Origin of the sequence: Streptomyces alkaliterrae (assembly GCF_007097205.2) — a bacterium.
Taxonomy (GTDB): domain Bacteria; phylum Actinomycetota; class Actinomycetes; order Streptomycetales; family Streptomycetaceae; genus Streptomyces; species Streptomyces alkaliterrae.
This window is the reverse complement of record NZ_VJYK02000617.1, coordinates 1-1,025: the sequence shown is the minus strand read 5'-3', so window position 1 is coordinate 1,025 and position 1,025 is coordinate 1. Positions and strand designations below refer to the sequence as shown.

1 protein-coding gene is annotated in these 1,025 nt (G+C 74.0%); it reads right to left on the bottom strand.

Annotated features, from left to right (window positions below):
• Nucleotides 1-692 (bottom strand): SLATT domain-containing protein (locus tag FNX44_RS27125; RefSeq protein ID WP_143651603.1); only part of this gene is annotated, 692 nt, incomplete at its 3' end.
• Nucleotides 693-1,025 lie beyond the last annotated feature (333 nt).

The following is a 1,025-nucleotide window of genomic DNA, read 5'->3' as shown; positions in this document are numbered from 1 at the left end:
CCCGGGGGCAGGGTGAAGCGAGGGGCGCCCGCCCAGCTCGGCTCCGAAGGCCGGCGCGGCCAGCCGGGCTGCGGCGGGTTGTGGGACAGGCCGGGCACGGGTCCGGTGCGGAACTCGACCATCCAGTCCCCGGTCTCCGCCCGCACGAGCTCGGACACGTCCTCGCTGAACCGCCGCAGTACACCGAGGCAGCGCTCGGCCGCCTCGGCCGCCGTCCCCTCGGCGGGGCCGAGCACTTCGCGCACCGACTCCGCCGCCCACTCGTACTGCAGGGCCTCCAGCCGCCGCTGGATGGCCTGGGCGGTGGCCACATCACGCATCCAACCGGAGGTGAGCCCGAACCAACGATCACAACCGGCGCACAGCACGGCGCCCGACAACGAGAGGTAGCCCCAGGCCAGCGGGGCGAGCACACCACCGAGCACGCCGGTCAGCTCCAACAGGGGCAGCACCGCGCCCCCGACGACCCCGAGCGCGGTGCCGGCGCGCAGCACCCGGGCGGCGCGGCGCTTGCGGGTACGGTCGGCCAGGTACCAGTCGACCATCGCCAACGCCCGTTGCTCGACCCACTGGTAGAGCTCGTCCAGCCGCTCCGCCGGTTCCCCCCAGTCGCCCAGGGGGAAAGCATGGCCGAGCACCTCCCCCCGACGGTCGCGGCCGGCACCCTCGGGCTGCGTTTCCGGCTGACTCACCTGCCCACTCCCAACCACAGGACACAGTTGCGCACGTCGCGCTGACCCCACGAGTGCACATTTCTACCTCTAAAAGCGAGTTGGCGTCCGGGTGTTCAACCGGCCCGCGGCGAGAGTCGGAGTTCAACGCCCGACAAAGCCGTTGTCGACTCACTCAAAAGAGTGGCCCCCACCCCCACCGGCGCGCCGCCGGGGCAGAGGCACCCGACGGCGAGCCCGCCGCCGACCACCGACCGCCGACCGCCGGACTGCCGAGGGGCGGCCCGGCGACGGAGCAAGCTACTCGGCGGCGGGGTCGCGGCGGCCGGGTGGCGGGGCGTGTGGCGCGGGAGG